This is a genomic window from Pseudoalteromonas sp. PS5, from assembly GCF_004103255.1.
Lineage (GTDB): Bacteria > Pseudomonadota > Gammaproteobacteria > Enterobacterales > Alteromonadaceae > Pseudoalteromonas > Pseudoalteromonas peptidolytica.
This window is the reverse complement of the sequence record NZ_RCSQ01000118.1, coordinates 1-17,494: the sequence shown is the minus strand read 5'-3', so window position 1 is coordinate 17,494 and position 17,494 is coordinate 1. Positions and strand designations below refer to the sequence as shown.

The window sequence follows — 17,494 nt, the reverse complement described above, 5'->3', positions numbered from 1 at the left end:
TTTTTAGTTCTGACTTAAAAGAACATGGTGCGGAAAGAGAGACTTGAACTCTCACACCCGAAGGTACTGGAACCTAAATCCAGCGCGTCTACCAATTCCGCCACTTCCGCATTGTTGGCTGGAGTACCAGGATTTGAACCTGGGAATGGCGGGATCAAAACCCGCTGCCTTACCGCTTGGCGATACTCCAACGAAAACTTGATTATTTTAGTTCTAATCGAGAACATGGTGCGGAAAGAGAGACTTGAACTCTCACATCCGAAGATACTGGAACCTAAATCCAGCGCGTCTACCAATTCCGCCACTTCCGCACATCTTTTTGCATTAGCTATTGGAACCTAAATCCAGCGTCTATATCTAGACAACTGCCAATTCCGAAACTTTTGCACATCTTTTTGCTAGCTAGATGAGTTTTGGTAGTAGTTAAAATATGGTGGCTATGCCCTGATTTGAACAGGGGACCCCATCATTATGAGTGATGTGCTCTAACCAGCTGAGCTACATAGCCATCTTTTTAACTTCTCATCATCGCTGATGCGGGGCGTATTATGCGTATATGCCCCCAAGCCGTCAACACCTTTTTTGCAAAAAATCAGTTATCACAGTTTGTTTGCAGATAAATTAAGCGAAACGGCTTGTTTTTATATCAAATCCTAAGGGGGAATTGCAAATCTTTAACAATGCCGATTGAATTTTAAGCTAGGGTATTGTGTAAAACAGGCTGCGAGAAATACATCAATTACCCAAAGCAGTGGTTATTTAGCGAGATAGTCTGATCTCACATTAATTTTTCGGGTTTGGGATACAAAAAAGGAGCCTAAGCTCCTTTTTATGGTATGTCGTATCGCTAAAACGATTACACGTTAAATAAGAAGTTCATCACATCGCCATCTTTAACGATGTATTCTTTACCTTCTTGACGCATTTTACCTGCATCTTTTGCACCAGACTCACCACGGAATTCGATGTAGTCATCAAAGCCGATAGTTTGTGCACGGATGAAGCCACGTTCAAAGTCTGTGTGGATCTTACCTGCGGCTTGTGGTGCTGTTGCACCAACAGGGATAGTCCATGCACGCACTTCTTTAACACCTGCTGTAAAGTAAGTTTGCAGCTTCAATAGTTCATAACCACCACGGATAACGCGGTTAAGACCTGGCTCGTCAAGGCCTAAGTCGTCCATAAACTCTTTCTTGTCTTCTTCGTCAAGCTCAGACAGTTCAGCTTCAATCGCAGCACACACAGGAATGACAACGGCGTCTTCAGCAGCAGCTATTTCACGTACTTTGTCAAGGAAAGGGTTATTTTCAAAACCATCTTCATTAACGTTTGCAATGTACATGGTTGGCTTGATAGTCAAGAAGTTTAAGTAGCTGATTGCTGCCGCTTCTTCTTTAGTTAACTCTAACGAACGAAGTGTTAAGCCTTCATCCAAATGTGCTTTTACTTTTTCAAGTACCACAAGCTCAAACTTCGCGTCTTTGTCGCCACCTTTGGCTTTTTTAGCGTTACGCAGTACAGCGCGGTCAGCCGCATCCATATCCGCAAGCACCAACTCAGTATTGATAACGTCAATATCTTCAGCTGGATCAATTTGACCTGCTACATGTACGATATTTTCGTTTTCGAAACAGCGTACAACGTGACCGATAGCATCGGTTTCACGAATGTTTGCTAAAAATTGGTTACCTAAACCTTCACCTTTGGATGCACCTTTAACCAAACCTGCAATATCTACAAACTCCATAGAGGTTGGGATAGTACGCTGAGGGTTGACGATTTCAGCTAGCTGATCAAGACGAGAATCTGGTACAGGTACTACACCGGTATTCGGTTCGATAGTACAAAAAGGAAAGTTTGCGGCCTCAATGCCCGCTTTAGTCAACGCATTAAATAAAGTAGATTTACCTACGTTCGGTAAACCAACAATGCCACATTTAAAACCCATAGTGTTTATTCCTAAATTTCTACCGTATTATCTCAATCCACATTCGCGAACCGAGAAGCTTAGGTATGACTCAATTAAGTCGCAGCAGTGAACTGTTACGGTTTAAATGAATGTAGTCTATTTTGCGCCTTTAACACACCGTCTTTTGCGAGTATTTCCATACATCTGACTGCTTCATCAACAGCGGCCTCAATTTTTTCTTGATCCGCTTGTGGGGCTTTGCCTAAGACCCAACCAGTTACCTTGTCTCTGTGTCCTGGATGGCCAATTCCAACACGTAGTCGCATAAACTCTTTGTTGTTTGCCATTTTTGCTATGATGTCTTTTAGACCATTATGACCACCATGGCCGCCACCTTTTTTAAGTTTGGCAATACCGGGTTCAATATCCATTTCATCATGAGCAACGAGAATACTCTCAACGGGGATTTTATAAAAATTGGCAAGACTCGAGACTGCTTTACCACTCAAATTCATATAAGTAGTAGGGATCAGTAATTTAAACTCTTGATTGTTGATGAGCACTTTGCCAGTAAGGCCATGGTGCTTAGAGTCTGGTTTAAGGAGGCAGTTGTATCGTCTGGCTAGTTCTTCAATAAACCATGCGCCAGCATTATGACGGGTGTTTGCGTATTCGGGGCCTGGATTTGCCAGGCCCACAAGCATTTGAATATTATTCAAGGTGCTAACACCTGAATAATTACTCAGCTGCGTCTTCAGCAGACTCTTCAGCAGGAGCTGCTTTAGGAGCGTTTACTGAAACTACTGCTTGGTCGTGATCTGCACCTTTAGCCAGCTCAACTGACACAACACCTGCTGGAAGTGTGATATCAGATAGGTGTAGAGTTTCACCAGCAGCTACATTCGCTACGTCAACTTCAATGAACTCAGGAAGTCTTGCTGGTAGGCAAGTGATTTCGATTTCAGTTAGTTGGTGAACGATAGTGTTACCGCCTTTCGCTGCTTTTTCTTCATTGATGAAGTGAACAGGGATCTTAGTGTGTAGCTTCTGTGAAGCATCAACGCGTTGGAAGTCTAAGTGAGTGATCTTAGGCTTGTACGGGTGACGTTGGATATCTTTAAGAATTGCTTCAACAGACTCACCGCCGATGCTTAGCGTAAGGATGTGAGTGTAGAAACCTTCGTCTTCTTGCGCTTTTAATACCTTGTTGTGGTCAAGAGTTAGTGAAACTGCATCTTTACCAGCACCGTATAGGATTGCAGGAACTTTGTCAGCGCGACGTAGGCGGCGGCTCGCACCAGTACCTAGGTCAGAACGTACTTCAGCGTCTAATTTGTATACAGACATGGATGTCTCCAAAATAATTTAAGTTAATATGTCAGAGAGCTCGCGACCAAGCTCCCTGCCTAAAAAAGGCGCGCTAATATACCACTAACGCACCTGCAATGAAACCTATAAAACAAAAAAAGCACCAGAGGTGCTTTTTGGCTAATCAGTTTTATTGCTGATTAGTGTTGAAACATCGCAGAGATAGACTCTTCGTTGCTGATACGACGAATAGTTTCAGCCATCATATCTGCAAGTGTTAGTACTTTGATGTTATCGAGTGCTTTTAATTCATCTGAAAGAGGTATTGAGTCAGTTACGATAACTTCATCAATCACTGAGTTACGTAAATTCTCAGCAGCATTACCTGAAAGCACTGGGTGAGTCGCATAAGCAAATACGCGTTTTGCACCATGTTCCTTAAGCGCAGCAGCAGCTTTACACAGTGTACCACCAGTATCAATCATATCATCGACGATAATACAGTCACGACCAGCTACATCACCGATAATGTGCATCACTTGAGAAACGTTAGCTTGCGGACGGCGCTTATCTATAATAGCAAGGTCTTTATCGTCTAACAGTTTTGCAATCGCACGAGCACGAACAACGCCGCCAATATCAGGTGAAACCACGACTACATCTTCAAACTTACGCTCTTTCATGTCTTCGATAAGCACAGGGCTTCCGAATACATTGTCTACAGGTACGTCGAAGAAACCTTGGATTTGTTCTGCGTGTAGGTCAACAGTAAGGACACGGTCAACACCAACACTTGATAGGAAATCTGCTACCACTTTTGCAGTAATTGGAACACGAGCAGAGCGCACTCGGCGGTCTTGGCGTGCATAACCGAAATAAGGAATAACGGCTGTGATACGACCAGCAGATGCACGACGTAGCGCATCAACCATGACGATTAACTCCATTAAATTATCATTTGTAGGAGCACATGTTGATTGGATGATGAATACATCTGAACCACGAACGTTTTCGTTGATTTGAACGCTAATTTCACCGTCGCTAAAACGGCCAACAACGGCATCACCTAACTCTATAAACAAACGTTTTGCAACTTTTTGAGCTAGCTCAGGTGTTGCGTTACCAGCGAAGAGCTTCATGTCGGGCACGGTAGGGTTCCTCAGGCACTGAATTTTTTTGGACTAACATGCAATGACCATGAAATAAAAAAGTCAAAACAAGCTAACTTAAACAATTTACTTCTAGTTTTGCCAAGCGCGTAATTGTCGATGACAAATTGACTCACTTGTATTTTGGGCAATAAAGCCCTGCCAAGATGATGGTAGAGTTTCGAGCACACGCAGCGCTGCCTCACGATTTTCAAACTCCGCGAAACAACAAGCTCCAGTACCAGTCATTTTGGTTGGTGCATATTTTAGCAACCACGTGAGGGTCTTTTCAACCTCGGGGTAAAGCTTTTTGACAAGAGTTTGACAGTCATTGCCTGTATCCGAGAGTTTCCAACCGTTTTTAAGCTTAGGAGTAGCACGAGGCAAATCTGGATGCGTGAAGATTAATGCAGTGCTGACATGAACCGGCGGGGCAACCACTAAATACCATTTTTGTGGAATATCCATTGGCTCAAGCTGCTCCCCAATACCATGTGCAACGGCTGTTTTACCTTCGACAAATACAGGTACATCCGCACCTAAACCTAAGCCTATTTTTGCAAGTTCTGAAATAGTAAGTTGACATTGCCAAAGTGTATTTAGTGCCAGCAATGTGGTTGCTGCATCCGAAGAGCCCCCTCCAACCCCTCCACCCATAGGTAGTTTTTTATTTAGGTGGATTTCGACTCCTGCTGTAACTTTTTTGTACGGCTCGAGTGTTTTAGCGGCTTTATAAATGAGGTTTTGCTCAAGTGGGATATCCGCAGTGTCGCCAGTAATAATGATATTTTGATTGGTGTCGGTGAGTGTAAAGGCTAACTCATCGCCAAAATCTAAAAAAGTAAATAAAGTTTCTAGCTCATGGTAGCCGTCTTCTCGACGACCGTTGATATGCAGAAAAAGATTTAATTTTGCCGGAGCGCTTAGTGTCAGTGTCTTCATTTGAACTGCCATGAAGTGATTAGTACTTTGACCTCAATGTTGGTCGATGAGAGTTTCATACGGCTCGGTAACCACATGCCATCTTGCATTTTATATTGTTGATAGGTGATTTGCCACACTCGGCCTGATGGGCTTTGCCATTGTGTATTGCTTATTCTACCAAGATCATCAAGTTTGTTGGCTGGTGCTTGAACTTGTCCAGTTAACCACTGTGGAGCTTGGTTTACAGGTAGCGACAGTCCACTTAAGCGTTTGACTAAGTCACTACTGTCCATACCTTTGTGGACATTGTCTTCAAAGGTCAGTTCAGAGTGTGTGTCTAGCTCAGCAAGTTCAAATATACGGGTGCCGACAAAGCTAGTTAAGATCAGATTTTGTTTGTTTTCCTTTAAATACCAATTAAAGTTGGCTGATTGACGATTGTCTGGAGCAATGAATGCAAGTTTACCTCGAGCTTGCCAATTTTTTTTGTTGTTTTAGCTTAGAACGCCAGTCTTGTGCCGCATTTTGCTGAGGTAATTGTTGCGCACAGCCTGTTAAAATTAATAAAAATATGAGTAAAATCAAATGAAGTTGTCTCAAAGGCCTTTCCTTACTTTCCATATTCGATTGATTTTTGGTAAAATTGCCGACTTTAAAGCAGGGCTCGAGCAATACTGGCATCTATGACCATCATCGCACTTGGTATCAATCACAAAACCGCGTCTGTAGAATTACGTGAAAAAGTGGCGTTTTCTCCAGAACAGCTTACAGAAGCATTGCACCAACTCCAACATTCTTCGCAGTTTAAAGAATCTGTGATTGTGTCGACCTGCAATCGAACCGAAATCTATTGTAGCCTTGAGTCTGCTGATCCCCAAGCATTACTCAATTGGCTATCTGAGTTTCATAACATAGAGCAACGAGCCTTAACGGAAAATGTCTATGTGCATATGAACCAAGATGCCGTAAACCATTTAATGCGTGTGGCTTGTGGGCTGGACTCTTTGGTACTCGGTGAACCGCAGATCCTTGGGCAAATCAAACAGGCGTTTAGTACAGCAAAGCAACATCAAGCTATTCATCCGACCTTTGAGAGACTATTTCAAAAAACATTTTCAGTGGCAAAGCAGGTGCGTACAGAGACAGACATTGGTGCCAGTGCTGTTTCAGTCGCCTATGCCGCGGTAAATTTAGCTAAGCACATTTATGGCCAGTTAGACAGAACACAGGTATTACTGATAGGGGCTGGTGAAACCATTGAACTGGTAGCAAAACACCTCTCGCAGCATAACCCTAAATCTATTACTGTTGCGAATAGAACCATTGAGCGTGCGCAAAACCTAGCAACAGAAATAGGCGGGAGTGTGATTTCGTTGGCACAGCTTCCTGAGGCGTTACCTGATGCCGATATTGTCATTAGTTCCACGGCCAGTACTTTGCCGATTATAGGGAAGGGTATGGTTGAGCAGGCGCTTAAAAAGCGTCGACACAAGCCAATGTTATTTATCGATATTGCAGTACCTCGCGATATTGAAAGTCAGGTATCAGAGCTAGATGCTGCTTACCTTTACTCTGTTGATGACCTTCAGGCCATTGTGAATGAAAATTTGGCAAGCCGTGAGCAGGCTGCTATTGAAGCGCAGCAAATTATTGATGTTCGTACCCAAGAGTTTTCTGAGTGGCAGCGCTCGCTGCACTCCGTAGATGTCATTCGGCAATATCGCCAAAGTGCACAAGAAATAAAAAATGAGCTCGTAGAAAAAGCGTTAAATCAGCTACAATCGGGCAAAGACGCAGAAAAAATTATTATCGAATTAGCAAATAAGCTGAGTAATCGACTAACCCATGCACCCACACGCGCCATTCAAGAGGCTGCGAAAGAAGGTAATATCGACAAGTTAGCGCAACTTAAGCAAACATTAGGAATTGAGCAGGAATAACAGTTAATGAAAGAGTCTGTATATCGTAAGTTAGAAACCTTAGTAGAGCGCTATGAAGAAGTGCAAGCCATGCTAAGCTCACCTGAGGTAATTAGCGATCAGAACCGCTTTCGCGCCTTATCTAAAGAGTTCTCAGAATTAGAAGATGTAGTTAAAGCGTTTACAGCCTACCAACAGGCTCAGGAAGACGTAGCAACTGCAGAAGAAATGCTAAAAGACTCAGATCCAGATATGCGAGAAATGGCGCAGGAAGAGTACAAAGAAGCCAAGGCAGCTATTGCAGCACTTGAAGATGACCTCCAGGTACTAATGTTACCTAAAGATCCAAAAGACAATAATAACGTGTTTTTAGAAGTGCGTGCAGGCACTGGAGGTGATGAAGCTGCCATTTTTGCAGGTGATTTATTCCGTATGTATAGCCGCTACGCAGAAACACAAAAATGGCGCGTAGAAATCATCAGTGTCAACGAAGGTGAGCATGGTGGTTATAAGGAAGTGATCGCAAACATTAGTGGTGACGGTGTTTACGGAAAACTTAAATTTGAGTCTGGTGCGCACCGAGTGCAGCGAGTACCTGAAACAGAGTCGCAAGGTCGGGTACATACTTCTGCGTGTACAGTGGCGGTGATGGCAGAAATTCCTGAAGCCGAAGCCATAGAAATTAATCCATCAGATTTAAAAATTGATACTTTCCGTGCCTCAGGTGCCGGTGGTCAGCACGTCAACAAAACGGATTCTGCCATCCGTATTACGCACTTACCAACAGGTGTAGTGGTGGAGTGTCAGGATGAGCGTTCACAACATAAGAACAAAGCTAAAGCCTTGTCAGTACTGAGCGCTCGTTTACAACAAGCTGAAGACGAAAAGCGAGCCGCAGCAGAAGCGTCTGAGCGCCGTAACTTAGTAGGTAGCGGTGACCGCTCTGAGCGTATTCGTACCTATAATTATCCTCAAGGACGTATCACTGACCACCGCATAAATTTAACACTTTATCGCCTAAACGAAGTAATGTCGGGAGAGCTTGGTGCGGTTATTGATCCGCTTGTGATTGAATATCAGGCCGACCTACTTGCAGCAATGAGTGATGGCGATTGATGTCAGTGCTCACTATTGCCCAGGCTATTGCTTGGGCAACTAAACAACTGCATGACTACTCCGAATCAGCAAAGCTAGACAGTGAAGTGCTGTTACTTCACGTCATTGAAAAAAACCGCACTTACCTCTTTACATGGCCTGAAGCGGAGCTCTCAAAGCCTCAACAATCATTGTTCGAAACTTACATCAAACGTCGCATCACCGGTGAACCAGTCGCACACATTACCGGCCAAAGAGAGTTCTGGAGCTTACCGCTTAAGGTTAACAACAGCACACTTATTCCAAGACCTGATACAGAAACATTAGTAGAGCATGTACTCACACTGACCATGCCAAATGATGCAAAAGTGCTAGACTTAGGCACAGGCACTGGAGCAATTGCCTTAGCTTTAGCGAGTGAATACCCCTCATGGGAAGTCACCGCGGTTGATGCTTCAGCGGCAGCAGTTGCGTTAGCTAAGGAAAATCAAGCTCAGTTAGGCTTTGATAACGTGACCATTTTACAAAGTGACTGGTTCGACGCTTTGGCTGAGCAGCGGTTTGATCTTATCGTCAGTAATCCACCGTATATAGATGAGGAAGATCATCACTTATCTCAAGGCGACGTCAGGTTTGAGCCGCGCAGTGCGTTAGTCGCTGAGATGCAAGGTTATGCTGATATTTTTCATATTATTACCTGCGCCAAACAGCACTTAAACGCTGGCGGTTATCTACTACTCGAGCATGGCTTTGAGCAAGCGGATAAGATCCGTCAGTTTTTTGCAGAAATGGCGTATATTAATATACTTACCATAAAAGATATGGCAGGGTGTGATAGAGTGACGTTGGCAATGCTGCCTTAAAAGCCACGAATCCACACCAGAATTAGGCGCTTCAATAGGATCCGCAATATGGATGATTTTTTGTTTTCAGATGAACCCGCTGATGTAGTAGAACCCGAAAAGGTTGGTACTTGGAAGGTCATTATTGTTGATGATGAACCTGAGGTGCATGCGGTAACTAAGTTGGCGCTCAGTGACTTTGAGTTTCAGAATAAACGGCTCGAGTTTATTAGTGCCTATTCCGGCGAGGAAGCAAAAAAGGTTGTGGATAGTCACCCTGATGCAGCGGTTGTACTGCTTGATGTGGTGATGGAAAGCGATGATGCTGGCTTACAAGTTGCTAAGTACATTCGTGAAGTAGCCAAGAACAACCACATCCGTATCATTCTAAGAACGGGGCAGCCTGGCCAAGCGCCAGAGCGCCAAGTGATAGTTAATTATGATATTAATGATTACAAGTCAAAAACTGAACTGACAGCGCAAAAGCTTTTTACCGTCGTGATGTCGAGTTTGCGTTCGTATCGAGATATTTTGGCTATTGACCAATCTAGACAGGGGCTGGAAAAAATTATTAAAGCATCTCGAGATATTTTCGCGACACATTCAATCGAGAGCTTTATAGAAGGAGTGCTTCAGCAGTTGACGTCGCTCCTTGGTACTGTTGATCAGGCTATGTATGCAACCTCCCTTGCAGCAGGTAAAGAAGCTGGACAAAGTAATGACCAGTTAGTGGTGTTTGCAGGGCGCGGTGAGTTTGAAAGCAGCGAGGGTAAACCTATCGCCGAAGTGTTAAGCAGTGACCAAATGGATGCTTGTCGAAAAGCGCTTCAAGAAAAAGATATTGTTTACAAAGATAACTATCTATTTGCGTATTGTTCTAGCGATTATAACCACGCTTCGATGCTGTTTGTGTCTGGGATCCCTGAGTTTTTGACTGAAACTCAAAGACACCTGATTGATATTTTTGCGCAGAATATGCAGTTAGCATACGAAAACGTGCAGCTTCAAGCTGAAATAGAAGATACCCAGCAAGAGTTAGTGATCCGCTTGAGCGAAGCGTTGGAGTTACACTCAACAAACACAGGAAATCATGTGAAAAGGGTGGCTTATCTGTGTCATGCCTTAGCTAAGGAAATAGGTTTGTCCGACAAAGAGGCAGAGCTTGTCAAAATGGCATCACCTCTACACGATGTTGGCAAGGTGGGGATCCCCGATGCCATTTTAAACAAACCGAGTAAGCTTACAGATGAAGAATGGAAAGTAATGCAGACCCACACTGAAAAAGGGTTTGAATTACTCAAAGACTCACGCCGAGAAATTGTTAGTGCAGGCGCGTTGATAGCTAGAGATCACCATGAAAAATGGGATGGTAGTGGCTACCCTAAAGGGAAAAAAGGTGATGAGATCCACCTTTACGGCAGGATTGTAGCGCTGGCAGATGTATATGACGCACTACGTCACAAGCGCTGTTATAAAGAAGCATGGAGCAAAGAAGACGCACTGCGCGAAATTACCGCACAAAGAGGTAAACACTTTGATCCTACACTTGTAGATGTATTCAATCGCTGTATAAATGAGTTAGAATCAATCTTACAACGATTCCCTGACTAGAGATTTTTATGGATTATATGGCGTTAAAACACACGCATTTATTGTTTGTGGTATTGAGTATTGTGCTGTTTTACACCCGTGCATTTTCACGCTTGGGTTCTGGCAAGTTAGCAGCAAATAAAGGTGTGTTCATTACCAGTCACAGTGTTGATACTTTATTGCTGATCACTGCTGTTGTTCTAGCTGTGACTGCAGGGTTGAGCCCGGGGCAGCAGCCTTGGTTGTTACAAAAAATTATATTAGTGTTTGGTTACATAGCACTTGGTTTTGTGATTGCAAAAGCAGGAGCTAAGAAAATAAAAATAATAGCCCTTGGCACAGCAACGCTTGTATTGCTGGCAATCGCACACTTAGCTGTTAGCAAGCAAAGCTTGCTTTTTTAACCGACATCATAGCGCTTCTATAGCACCTCTGTAATTAACCGAGATTCGGTTTAATTAGTTCGCGACTAGGATTACTTTTTTACGCCTTTTGGCAATATGACAAAAAGTGGTAAACTAGTCGCTCTTAATAAAAGCATTCAAGAGAAACTGAATTCTATGAAGAATGATATCTGGTTAGATGAGAATGACTTATCTCTCGATGACAATTCAGATGCATTTTCCTACCCACCCTTGATCCGTTGTATCAAGGCTGAGCAAAGTTGGGATGCACAGGCTGACACCAATGAAACGTTATGTCAGTTAGCTGAACTTGAATTTGCCGTGGATGAGATCCGCCAAAAACAAAAAAACCAGCATAAGTGTTTAGATGGCGTTTTAGATGCTTTTTATACTCAATGGTTATTTAGTGGCAGTAGTCAAGACGTTCCTGAGTACAAACTCAACAGCGTTTGTTATGCACTTTCAATGCGCAGCGGCACCAATACTGCACTAGGACTTATTTTAGTTCACTTACTTGAGCGCGCAAAACTCAATGCGAGCTTGGCCTTAAGTCAAGGTGAAATTATTGTTCATGTTGCACTGAGTGAAGAAGAAGGATATGTCGTTGAACCAAGCTCTGGTCATCAAACTTGGTATATTATGCCGGAGAATGAAAGTAAAAAAGACCAAGAGCAAGATCAAGAACCTATGGAGCTGATTTTCAACGAAGAATCCGTAAAGCTATACCTATCTCAGCAAAAATGGGCCTTTATTGCAGTAGAAAAGTTTGGTCATGCGTTGAGTTGTGTTGAACAACTAATGGATATATTAGGCGATGATCCTTATGAACGCCGTGATAGAGGTTATTTGTTGAATCAATTAAATTGCCCAAAAATGGCAAAGGATGATTTGCAATTTTTTATTGATGAATGTCCTGACGATCCGACTATTGAAGTGATCCAACACCAAATAAAAGAGTTGGCAGATCATAACAATATTCTGCATTAAAAATAGTGTCATAAAAATAATAACAGCGAGGAGTTATGGAGCAAAGTACTGCGCTTGTTACAAATAATGCGGTCATTATGGGACTGTTGGCCGTCATCCTAGGCTTCGTTTTTTACACCTCTAGCCAAAAGAGTGGCTTTTGGGCGAAGTTTTATAAGTATATTCCCGCGCTATTAATGTGTTATTTTTTACCGTCGTTGCTCAACACATTTGGTATCGTTGATGGTAATAACAATGATGTATATACCGTTGCAAAGTATTATTTGCTCCCTGCTTGTCTAGTATTGCTCACTTTAAGCATTGATCTTAAGTCTATCGCTGGGTTAGGCAAAAAGGCAATTATCATGTTCTTGACGGGAACGGTGGGTGTGGTGATTGGTGGTCCAATTGCGCTTTTACTTACAGCTACTTTTATGCCAGAACTACTCGGTGTAACTGGTCCAGAAGCCGTATGGCGCGGTATGGCTGCGCTTGCAGGAAGTTGGATTGGTGGTGGTGCCAATATGGTGGCTATGAAAGAGATTTATGGTGCAGGCGGAGAAATCTTCACCATCATGGTAACGGTTGATATTGTTGTCGCAAACCTGTGGATGGCGTGCTTGCTCTATATGGCGGCGCGAAATAAAGAAATTGACGCTAAAACGGGTGCAGATACCTCCTCAATCAACCGACTAATTGACAAAGTCCAGGCGTTTGAGGCTGAACACGCAAGACGTCCAGAGTTAAAAGACTTTATGATCCTTGTTGGGTTTGCCTTTGGCGCTACGGGGTTGGCGCACTTTGCTGCCGATCTACTTGTGCCATTTTTCAGCGCTAACTATCCAGAGCTAAAGAAATTTTCACTTCATAGCAAGCTTTTTTGGATCATTGTATTAGTGACAACGATTGGGTTGGCGTTATCGTTCACCAAAGCTCGCCAGTACGAAGCGGTTGGCGCATCAAAAATTGGCTCAAGCTTTTTGTACATACTCGTTGCAACGATAGGCTTACACATGGATATTACCAAGATTGTGGAAGCACCTAAATATGTTGTTATTGGTGTTATTTGGATGGCGGTGCACGTCGGGCTATTATTTATTGTAGCTAAAATTATTAAAGCTCCAGTGTTTTATATTGCTGTTGGCAGTAAAGCAAACATTGGTGGTGCAGCATCAGCCCCGGTAGTTGCTTCGGCATTTCATCCCGCGCTTGCGCCGGTTGGGGTGTTATTAGCGGTACTTGGCTATGCGCTTGGTACATATATGGCTTGGTTATGCGGACAATTACTTCGTGTGATTGGTAGCTAAAGGATAAAAAATGAATACAGATATTATTAACGTCGCTGGACGTGAGGTTGCTAACGATAAGCCGTTTGTGCTGTTCGGTGGCATGAATGTGCTTGAGTCACGTGACTTGGCAATGCAAATCGCAGAGCATTATGTTGAAGTGACGAGTAAGCTTGGGATCCCATACGTATTCAAAGCGTCATTTGATAAAGCCAATCGCTCGTCAATCAATTCTTACCGTGGCCCTGGCATGGAAGAAGGCTTAAAGATTTTTGAAGAAGTCAAAAAGACTTTTAATGTACCAGTGATCACTGATGTACATGAGCCATTTCAAGCAAAACCGGTAGCAGAAGTTGCGGATGTTATTCAATTACCGGCCTTCTTAGCCCGTCAAACTGACTTGGTTGTCGCGATGGCAGAAACTGGCACGGTGATAAATGTGAAGAAGCCTCAGTTTTTAGCGCCACACGAAATGCGTCACATTATTAAAAAAATTAATGAAGCTGGTAACGACAAGGTGATCTTGTGCGAGCGTGGAAGTAGCTTTGGCTACAATAACCTCATTGTTGATATGCTGGGAATGGATGACATGAAGCGTATGGCACCAGTGATTTTTGATGCGACACATGCGCTACAACGCCCTGGTGGCCGTAGCGATTCTGCTGATGGCCGTCGTGCTCAAGCAGCAGAACTTGCTCGAAGTGGTATGGCGCTGGGATTAGCTGGACTTTTTATTGAGGCGCACCCAAATCCAAATGAAGCAAAGTGTGACGGCCCTTGTGCGCTGCCGCTTGCTAAGCTTGAAGGCTATTTACAGCAAATGAAGGCAGTAGATGAGCTTGTTAAAAGTTTTGCGCCACTGGACACCAGTGCTGCTGATTTATAATCTATAGCCAAGCAATCTAGTGTGACTTGATTGCTTGGCTATATTAATTGCCCGCGTATTGCGGGTTTTTTATAGGCATGAATAAATGTCACGACGAGTTCCACCATTAAACGCATTAAAGGCCTTTGAAGCGGCGGCACGGCATCTGAGCTTTACCAAAGCAGCAGAGGAGCTGTATGTCACGCAGGCAGCGGTTAGTCATCAAATTAAAATCTTAGAAGAACATCTTGGGCTAAAGTTGTTTTTACGCAAAAACCGCTCGCTGCTGTTAACCGAGGAAGGGCAGGGCTATTACCTCGATATAAAAGATATTTTTTCACAGTTAATTGATGCCACTGAAAAATTGCTGGCGCGAGGTGCAAAAGGCTCGCTGACGGTGAGCCTGACGCCGAGCTTTGCGATTCAATGGTTGGTGCCAAGGCTCAGTAACTTTAATGAATTGCACCCAGAAATCGATGTACGGATAAAAGCTCAGGACCATGATGACAATTCATTAACCGACGATGTAGATGTAGCGATTTACTATGGCCGTGGCAACTGGAATGGTGTGCAAACCCATAAATTACATACTGAGTATTTCGTGCCGTTATGTAGCCCATTTTTATTAACGGGTCCAAAGCCGTTAAATCAGCCAAGCGACCTCGCGCAACATACTTTATTGCATGACACTACTCGGCGAGCTTGGAAGGCATGGATGAAAACCGCGGGAGTCAGAAACGTTGCGGTCAATACCGGGCCTATTTTCAGTCACTCCTCTATGGTATTGCAGGCGGCAATTCACGGCCAAGGTGTGGCGCTGGGCAATAGCGTACTGGCAAGGCCGGATATTGATGCAGGTCGACTGGTTATTCCATTTAGTCATCACCTTGAAAGTAAGAACGCCTACTACTTAGTATTTAGAGAGTCGCAATCGGAACTGGGTAAAATTGTCTCATTCAAAGAATGGATGCTCGGTATGGTAGAACACGAACAAGAGTTAAATAGTTTATGAGCACAGTAAATATTGAATGGCACTATGCAGAAAATCCAGTTGCACAATTTATTTTTGCCCACGGTGCTGGCGCTGGCAGTGACAGTGACTTTATGCAAGAAATGGCTAAGTTACTAGCTGCAGCGGGGGTTCAAGTGGGCTTGTTTGACTTTGAATATATGCAGCAAGCAAAACGCGAAGAGAAAAAACGTCCGCCTGAACGCGCTCCAAAATTACTCGCTTACTTTGAGCAAGTCTTAGCGGCGGTCGAGCCTGATTTACCGCTATTTATTGGTGGTAAATCGATGGGGGGGCGCATGGCTTCGATGTTGGCCTGCGAGACATCAGTAAATCTTCAAGGTGTTTTGGCATTTGGTTATCCGTTCCATCCGCCGGGAAAACCTGAAAAACTGAGAGTAGATCACTTTCCTGAGCTAAACTGCCCAATGCAAATTTTACAAGGTGAGCGGGATACCTTTGGCAACCGCACTGAAGTGGATGCGATGTGCTTCCCAGAGCAAATAACGGTAAAGTGGCTAAAAGATGGCGATCACTCATTAAAGCCGCGTAAAGTAAGCGGTGTTAGTGAAGCTGAAAGTCGTGCCAATGCAGCAGCAATTGCTGCTAGCTTTATCAAGGAACATTGTCATGGCTAAACTTTATCTCATCGTGGGTAGTGTATTTTGCTTGCTGTCTGTGGCGCTTGGGGCTTTTGCTGCACATGGTCTAAAAGGCCGTCTAAGCGAGTATGCGATTGGCATTTTTAATACTGCTGCACAGTACCAAATGACCCATGGCCTTGCCATTATCGCGACTGCATTTTTAATCAAATGGGGGCTAAAAGTGCAGCTCGTAGGTGGCTTTTTTATCGCTGGCGTATTGCTGTTTAGTGGCAGTCTATACTTACTGGCGTTAACTAATATGAAGTGGCTGGGCCCTATTACGCCTATTGGCGGCAGCTGTTTTTTGATAGCTTGGATCTTATTGATTATTCAAGCTGCTAAATCTTCCTTTTAATTAAGTCTTACTGAGAATCTGATGTCGAGTATCGTTATCTATTGTCGTGGTGGTTTTGAAAATGACGCCGCTGCTGAAATTAATCATTATGCTGCAAAGCATGGTATTGCAGGTTATGTAAAAGCCAAACCTAATACTGCGTACGTAACGTTTGAGTGTTTTTCGCCTAATGATGCTGAGACATTAGCAAAGAAAATAGACTTTAAAAAGCTGGTATTTGCTAGACAGTGGTTTGTTGGTACTTTGCAAACAGATATGCCGATTGAAGATAGAGTCAGTGTGATAAAAGAGGCGGTGCAGGACTTCCCCTTGTGTGGTGAGCTGCGTGTAGAAACACCGGATACCAATGAGGGGAAAGAGCTTTCTAAATTCTGTAAAAAGTTTTCGACGCCTTTATCAAAAGCGCTTGAAAAGCAAAACAAACTTACTCGTGAGGTAAAGTCTGCCAAACCTGTGTTGCATGTGCTGTTTTTAGCGAATAACACAGCGTATGTGGGTTATTCATTCAGTGATAACAATTCACCTTTTTTTATGGGGATCCCGCGCCTTAGAATGCCTTCGGATGCGCCAAGCCGCTCAACTCTTAAGTTAGATGAGGCATTTCATGTATTTGTGCCAAAAGCTCAGCAAGAAACACGTGTGAGATCAGGCATGCGAGCAGTTGACTTGGGGGCGTGTCCGGGTGGTTGGACGTACCAGCTTGTGCGCCGTGGTATGTTTGTTGCTGCGATTGATAATGGACCCATGAATGAAGACTTGATGGAAACAGGACAAGTGAAACACTTCCGTGAAGATGGGTTTAAGTATCGCCCAGAAAAGCGCAATATTGATTGGTTGGTTTGCGATATGGTTGAGAAGCCCACCCGAGTCGCAGACTTGATGGTAGATTGGATAGTTAATGCGTTTGCTCGTGAGCTTATATTTAACTTAAAGCTACCAATGAAAAAGCGTTTTGACAGTGTGTATGAATGTCTCACTTTAATTCATGAAGAGCTGCAAAAATACAATGTTGACTACGAAATTCAAGCAAAGCATTTATATCACGATCGTGAGGAAGTCACGGTGCACATTAATGTATTGAAAGTACCACAAAACTTGTATAGCTGATTGGTAGGTGCTTATTTGTGGTAGGTGCGATTTTACATCTCGAGCACTTTTACAAAATCGCCGTGTAAAACGGCTCCCACACGAGTGGTTCGCTGATTGGTAGGAGCGATTTTATATCGCTAG

General features: G+C 43.6%; 17 protein-coding genes, 4 tRNA genes and 1 pseudogene. 12 read left to right on the top strand and 10 right to left on the bottom strand.

All coding sequences use genetic code 11. From position 1 onward, the window contains the following. Positions 1 to 25: 25 nt before the first annotated feature. The 10 genes and pseudogenes from D9603_RS15010 to lolB all read right to left on the bottom strand — a co-directional run. Positions 26 to 110, bottom strand: a tRNA-Leu gene (locus D9603_RS15010). Positions 111 to 115: 5 nt separating this feature from the next. Continuing rightward, a tRNA-Gln gene (locus tag D9603_RS15005) sits at positions 116 to 190 on the bottom strand. A gap of 36 nt (positions 191 to 226) precedes the next feature. Then, positions 227 to 311, bottom strand: a tRNA-Leu gene (locus tag D9603_RS15000). Positions 312 to 431: 120 nt separating this feature from the next. Further along, a tRNA-Met gene (locus D9603_RS14995) sits at positions 432 to 508 on the bottom strand. 348 nt (positions 509 to 856) lie between these two features. Next, entirely contained in the window at positions 857 to 1,948 is a 1,092-nt protein-coding gene (ychF, locus tag D9603_RS14990; RefSeq protein WP_125250451.1) for a redox-regulated ATPase YchF, read from the bottom strand. A gap of 95 nt (positions 1,949 to 2,043) precedes the next feature. Then, the gene (gene pth, locus D9603_RS14985; RefSeq protein ID WP_125250450.1) at positions 2,044 to 2,628 is read right to left on the bottom strand and encodes an aminoacyl-tRNA hydrolase; all 585 of its coding nucleotides are present in this window, start codon (positions 2,626 to 2,628) and stop codon (positions 2,044 to 2,046) included. Between the two features lie 19 nt (positions 2,629 to 2,647). Further along, the gene (locus D9603_RS14980) at positions 2,648 to 3,256 is read right to left on the bottom strand and encodes a 50S ribosomal protein L25/general stress protein Ctc (protein WP_128731922.1); all 609 of its coding nucleotides are present in this window, start codon (positions 3,254 to 3,256) and stop codon (positions 2,648 to 2,650) included. 161 nt (positions 3,257 to 3,417) lie between these two features. Then, the gene (locus tag D9603_RS14975; RefSeq protein WP_010370444.1) at positions 3,418 to 4,365 is read right to left on the bottom strand and encodes a ribose-phosphate pyrophosphokinase; all 948 of its coding nucleotides are present in this window, start codon (positions 4,363 to 4,365) and stop codon (positions 3,418 to 3,420) included. A gap of 93 nt (positions 4,366 to 4,458) precedes the next feature. Next, complete coding sequence (ispE, locus tag D9603_RS14970) at positions 4,459 to 5,307, bottom strand: 4-(cytidine 5'-diphospho)-2-C-methyl-D-erythritol kinase (RefSeq protein ID WP_125250448.1); 849 nt, start codon at positions 5,305 to 5,307, stop codon at positions 4,459 to 4,461. Continuing rightward, a pseudogene (lolB, locus tag D9603_RS14965) lies at positions 5,304 to 5,762 on the bottom strand (lipoprotein insertase outer membrane protein LolB); the annotation flags it as partial. The gene ispE and the pseudogene lolB, both read right to left, overlap by 4 nt. 210 nt (positions 5,763 to 5,972) lie before the next feature. Between lolB and hemA the strand changes: the two are divergent. From hemA to rlmM, 12 genes are all read left to right on the top strand, one after another. Then, on the top strand, positions 5,973 to 7,229 hold the full coding sequence (hemA, locus tag D9603_RS14960) for a glutamyl-tRNA reductase (RefSeq protein WP_128731920.1): 1,257 nt from the start codon (positions 5,973 to 5,975) through the stop codon (positions 7,227 to 7,229). A 6-nt stretch (positions 7,230 to 7,235) separates the two neighbouring features. Next, on the top strand, positions 7,236 to 8,324 hold the full coding sequence (prfA, locus tag D9603_RS14955; RefSeq protein ID WP_128731919.1) for a peptide chain release factor 1: 1,089 nt from the start codon (positions 7,236 to 7,238) through the stop codon (positions 8,322 to 8,324). Continuing rightward, positions 8,324 to 9,166 carry a peptide chain release factor N(5)-glutamine methyltransferase gene (prmC, locus tag D9603_RS14950; protein WP_128731918.1) on the top strand — a complete coding sequence of 281 codons (843 nt, stop codon included), beginning with the start codon at positions 8,324 to 8,326 and terminating at the stop codon, positions 9,164 to 9,166. The genes prfA and prmC overlap by 1 nt, the downstream gene beginning before the upstream one ends. Positions 9,167 to 9,214: 48 nt before the next feature. Then, positions 9,215 to 10,756 carry a response regulator gene (locus tag D9603_RS14945; RefSeq protein WP_128731917.1) on the top strand — a complete coding sequence of 514 codons (1,542 nt, stop codon included), beginning with the start codon at positions 9,215 to 9,217 and terminating at the stop codon, positions 10,754 to 10,756. A gap of 8 nt (positions 10,757 to 10,764) precedes the next feature. Then, positions 10,765 to 11,139, top strand: a complete 375-nt coding sequence (locus D9603_RS14940; RefSeq protein ID WP_125250442.1) for a SirB2 family protein — start codon at positions 10,765 to 10,767, stop codon at positions 11,137 to 11,139. 156 nt (positions 11,140 to 11,295) lie between these two features. After that, positions 11,296 to 12,126, top strand: coding sequence for a tetratricopeptide repeat protein (locus D9603_RS14935; RefSeq protein WP_170178651.1), 831 nt, complete (start codon positions 11,296 to 11,298; stop codon positions 12,124 to 12,126). A 35-nt stretch (positions 12,127 to 12,161) separates the two neighbouring features. Continuing rightward, a complete protein-coding gene (locus D9603_RS14930) occupies positions 12,162 to 13,412 on the top strand; it encodes a DUF819 family protein (RefSeq protein WP_128731916.1) in 1,251 nt (416 codons plus the stop codon). 10 nt (positions 13,413 to 13,422) lie between these two features. Continuing rightward, positions 13,423 to 14,277: a 3-deoxy-8-phosphooctulonate synthase gene (gene kdsA, locus D9603_RS14925; RefSeq protein ID WP_128731915.1), complete on the top strand. Its 855-nt coding sequence runs from the start codon at positions 13,423 to 13,425 to the stop codon at positions 14,275 to 14,277. Between the two features lie 85 nt (positions 14,278 to 14,362). Continuing rightward, a complete protein-coding gene (locus D9603_RS14920; protein WP_010370478.1) occupies positions 14,363 to 15,268 on the top strand; it encodes a transcriptional regulator GcvA in 906 nt (301 codons plus the stop codon). Continuing rightward, the gene (locus tag D9603_RS14915) at positions 15,265 to 15,903 is read left to right on the top strand and encodes an alpha/beta family hydrolase (protein WP_128731914.1); all 639 of its coding nucleotides are present in this window, start codon (positions 15,265 to 15,267) and stop codon (positions 15,901 to 15,903) included. The genes D9603_RS14920 and D9603_RS14915 overlap by 4 nt, the downstream gene beginning before the upstream one ends. Further along, positions 15,896 to 16,264, top strand: coding sequence for a DUF423 domain-containing protein (locus D9603_RS14910; RefSeq protein WP_128731913.1), 369 nt, complete (start codon positions 15,896 to 15,898; stop codon positions 16,262 to 16,264). The genes D9603_RS14915 and D9603_RS14910 overlap by 8 nt, the downstream gene beginning before the upstream one ends. A gap of 21 nt (positions 16,265 to 16,285) precedes the next feature. After that, positions 16,286 to 17,371 (top strand): 23S rRNA (cytidine(2498)-2'-O)-methyltransferase RlmM, encoded by a 1,086-nt coding sequence (rlmM, locus tag D9603_RS14905; RefSeq protein ID WP_128731912.1) that lies wholly within the window; start codon positions 16,286 to 16,288, stop codon positions 17,369 to 17,371. The last annotated feature ends 123 nt before the right edge of the window (positions 17,372 to 17,494 follow it).

Excerpts from the sequence above, each read along its gene's own strand:
- D9603_RS14910 (WP_128731913.1), top strand. The coding sequence starts at position 15,896 with ATGGCTAAACTTTATCTCATCGTGGGTAGTGTATTTTGCTTGCTGTCT.
- D9603_RS14915 (WP_128731914.1), top strand. The coding sequence starts at position 15,265 with ATGAGCACAGTAAATATTGAATGGCACTATGCAGAAAATCCAGTTGCA.
- prfA (WP_128731919.1), top strand. The coding sequence starts at position 7,236 with ATGAAAGAGTCTGTATATCGTAAGTTAGAAACCTTAGTAGAGCGCTAT.
- rlmM (WP_128731912.1), top strand. The coding sequence starts at position 16,286 with ATGTCGAGTATCGTTATCTATTGTCGTGGTGGTTTTGAAAATGACGCC.
- D9603_RS14930 (WP_128731916.1), top strand. The coding sequence starts at position 12,162 with ATGGAGCAAAGTACTGCGCTTGTTACAAATAATGCGGTCATTATGGGA.
- D9603_RS14980 (WP_128731922.1), bottom strand. The coding sequence starts at position 3,256 with ATGTCTGTATACAAATTAGACGCTGAAGTACGTTCTGACCTAGGTACT.
- hemA (WP_128731920.1), top strand. The coding sequence starts at position 5,973 with ATGACCATCATCGCACTTGGTATCAATCACAAAACCGCGTCTGTAGAA.
- kdsA (WP_128731915.1), top strand. The coding sequence starts at position 13,423 with ATGAATACAGATATTATTAACGTCGCTGGACGTGAGGTTGCTAACGAT.
- ispE (WP_125250448.1), bottom strand. The coding sequence starts at position 5,307 with ATGAAGACACTGACACTAAGCGCTCCGGCAAAATTAAATCTTTTTCTG.
- D9603_RS14945 (WP_128731917.1), top strand. The coding sequence starts at position 9,215 with ATGGATGATTTTTTGTTTTCAGATGAACCCGCTGATGTAGTAGAACCC.
- ychF (WP_125250451.1), bottom strand. The coding sequence starts at position 1,948 with ATGGGTTTTAAATGTGGCATTGTTGGTTTACCGAACGTAGGTAAATCT.
- D9603_RS14935 (WP_170178651.1), top strand. The coding sequence starts at position 11,296 with ATGAAGAATGATATCTGGTTAGATGAGAATGACTTATCTCTCGATGAC.
- D9603_RS14940 (WP_125250442.1), top strand. The coding sequence starts at position 10,765 with ATGGATTATATGGCGTTAAAACACACGCATTTATTGTTTGTGGTATTG.
- D9603_RS14920 (WP_010370478.1), top strand. The coding sequence starts at position 14,363 with ATGTCACGACGAGTTCCACCATTAAACGCATTAAAGGCCTTTGAAGCG.
- prmC (WP_128731918.1), top strand. The coding sequence starts at position 8,324 with ATGTCAGTGCTCACTATTGCCCAGGCTATTGCTTGGGCAACTAAACAA.